General features: G+C 42.0%; 2 protein-coding genes. One reads left to right on the forward strand and one right to left on the reverse strand.

What is annotated here, in order from left to right; translation table 11 throughout:
* Positions 1–241 precede the first annotated feature (241 nt).
* A protein-coding gene (locus RMO55_RS08770; protein ID WP_310425855.1) for an IS5 family transposase occupies positions 242–1,674 on the reverse strand; the annotation gives its coding sequence in 2 pieces (ribosomal slippage) (positions 242–1,239 and positions 1,239–1,674; 1,434 coding nt in all).
* 135 nt (positions 1,675–1,809) lie between these two features.
* Here RMO55_RS08770 and RMO55_RS08775 point away from each other — a divergent pair.
* Positions 1,810–2,843, forward strand: a 1,034-nt coding sequence (locus RMO55_RS08775; protein ID WP_310425857.1) for a helicase-related protein, incomplete at its 3' end; no start/stop codon positions are given.

A 2,843-nucleotide genomic window follows, 5' to 3' on the forward strand; every position in this document is an offset into this window, starting at 1 on the left:
AGAGGTGGCGATCGCTATTTGGTATTTTGGGGCTAATAGTGAAGGATTATCAGCCCATGATGCAATTGGGATCGATCGATAAACTAGCTAATAATTAGGAACAACTCATGAATTGTCCCTAATTATTTAGGGCTTGCTGAAAAAGTCTGTAAATGGCATTAAATTAGATCGATCGTCGATCGATCTAATTTAATCTATCAGCAATTAGGATGTAATTATAATCAATTATAATTTTTATTAATCATCTGATCTCAAGTATCACAAAAAAAGCGTTGATTCTCAAAGAAGTACAAAAAAAGGCAGAAAACTGCCGAAGCAGAGTCGAAAGATTCATCACTAGAAAAGTGATTGCAATAGCTGTCTGAGAAGTTTTAGCAAGTTTAGTCATCACTCTACCAAGACTAAATCTACGTTTAGCTTCTCCGAATTTACCTTCGATTCGGCTGCGAAATTTCTCATCGTTTTGTGCCTGTTTCTTTTTTTCTTTGTCAATAATTTTCGGTTGTCTTCCTAACGGTACACCTGTAATTCTAATTTCTCTTTCTTTACACCAAGCTCGATTTTCTTTAGTACGATATATTTGGTCAACATGAATCGACTCTGGATAATTTCCTGTTGCTAGTTTAAAATCTTCTGCTTGTGATTTCAAGTCTCCAGATTCATTAAAATTATCCCAACTTAATCGATCTACAAACACATATCCGTTATGATAGCTAACTGATAATTTCGCTCCAAATTCAACTGGTGTTCCAGCCTTTCCTCTCACAATTGGACGAATATGTGGTTGCGTTAAACTAACTATTCTATCATCAATACGCTGCTGCTTGTTTTCATACATAGACAACTGTTGTTGATAAACTGTATCTATAACTAACAGCATTTTGTACTGCTGGTCATTTAGCCACTCTAGCTTGGCACCACTCGTCTGTAGCTGTTCTATGTGACCTAAATTTCTGTTAATATATTGAAGTTGTTTTTTAATTGCTTTTCTTCTTTGTTTCTTGCTCGGTCGGCGTTTTTTTGCGATTTTTAGATATTCTTTCTTGGCTATTATTCTCTGAGTTATTGGTTTCTTACTTGGCTTCTCTTCTAGCCCGTAGTAGAGAATATCTATGATTTTTTCTGTCTGTTTTCTTGCTTGATTTAATAATCCTAAGTCTGTCGGATATCTAAGATCCGCTGGCGCACATGTTGCGTCTAATATTAATCTTCCTCGATTTACACTCTCTTCTTTGCTGCCCTCGATGACTTTTTTTCTGTTCCTACTTCCCCTCTGCCTTCCTCACATATTTTGATATTGATTTTATTCACTAGATCTATCTCTAGTCTCTGTCGAAAATGCACTAGCATCGATGCTTCAAATGGTGCCTCATTTCTATACCTTTTTAGTCCTACAAAATACTGTAAGTATGGATTTTCCCTGATTTGTTCTACCGTTTCTCTATCGCTTATTCCTAGTTTTTCTTTAATTATTAATGCTCCTAATGCCATCCTACTTGATTTCGCTGGTGCTCCTATTTCTATCGTGAATTTTTTCGCATATTCCTCTTCTACTTCCGCCCACGGAATTAGTTTCGCCATGATTACCCATCTATTATCTGCTGCTAATTTTCCCCCAAATGGCAGTTCAAAGTTTTCTAATTCAGTTTCGAGCTGTTCGGCTTTTTTATACATTGTCTGTACGGATATGTCGGCATCTCAACTGATTTTAGTTGATTTCAGCCGATTTCATTGAACTTGATTGACTTTTTATAGCTTTGATCTACCTCTGTGTCTGGGTTTTGGCTTTTATCAGCAACCCCTAAATATGTGTCCGCACAGCTTACGCAAGAATTGACGAAGAAGAAATCGTCTCAGGTGCGGATTATTGCGATTACGGGCGAACAGTCGGAAGATGAGCGCGAGGAACGGTTGGCAGAATTGGCAACTTATCCCCAGCGGGTAATGGTAGCAACCGACTGTTTGAGTGAGGGGGTAAACCTGCAAGAGCACTTCCAGGCGGCGATTCACTACGATCTACCGTGGAATCCGAATCGGTTGGAGCAGCGGGAAGGGCGGATCGATCGATATGGGCAAGCCGCACCAGTAGTCAAAACCTGTCTGTTGTATGGGAGCGATAATAAAATCGATTTGGCGGTATTAGATGTGTTGATTCGCAAGGCGGTATCGATTCGGAAAACCTTGGGGATTACGGTACCACTCCCGATCGATAGCAGCACGATTCAAACGGCGATCTTCAAGTCGCTATTCGAGCAACCCAGTAGTGTTCAACAACTGACGCTGGATCTGTTTCAAGCTGGTTCGCCTGTGGCGGAAGTCCATAGCCGTTGGGATAAAGCGGTCGATCGCGAAAAGCAATCTCGAACTAAATTCGCCCAACAGAGCATCAAACCACTCGAAATCGAGACGGAATTACAAGCCGCAAATCGGATTCTCGGTAGTAGTGAGGATGTGGAACGTTTTGTTCGTACTGCTTGCGAACGGTTGGGGAATTCGCTCAAGCGGGAGAAGAAATGGTGGGTAATGGCGACACCGCCTGAGTGCCTGAGATCGATCGTGGGCGACAAACCCCTCCAAATGACGTTTCAATCCTCCCCGCTCGATGGAGTGGAATACATCGGACGCAATCACCCGATCGTGGAAAGATTGGCAAGCTTTCTATTAGAGGAAACGCTGACGGATAAGTCGAACCCGACGGCGGCGCGATGTGGGTATATTATTACCGATCGCGTGAAGGTGCGGACTAATTTACTGCTATTGCGGTTGCGGCATCTGATTGGCGATCTTGATGCTGGTGGTACGAGTACGCCGCCGTTGATGGCGGAGGAATGTATCGTGGCTGG

It is taken from the genome of Chamaesiphon sp. VAR_48_metabat_135_sub (assembly GCF_031418915.1).
Taxonomy (GTDB): Bacteria; Cyanobacteriota; Cyanobacteriia; order Cyanobacteriales; family Chamaesiphonaceae; genus Chamaesiphon.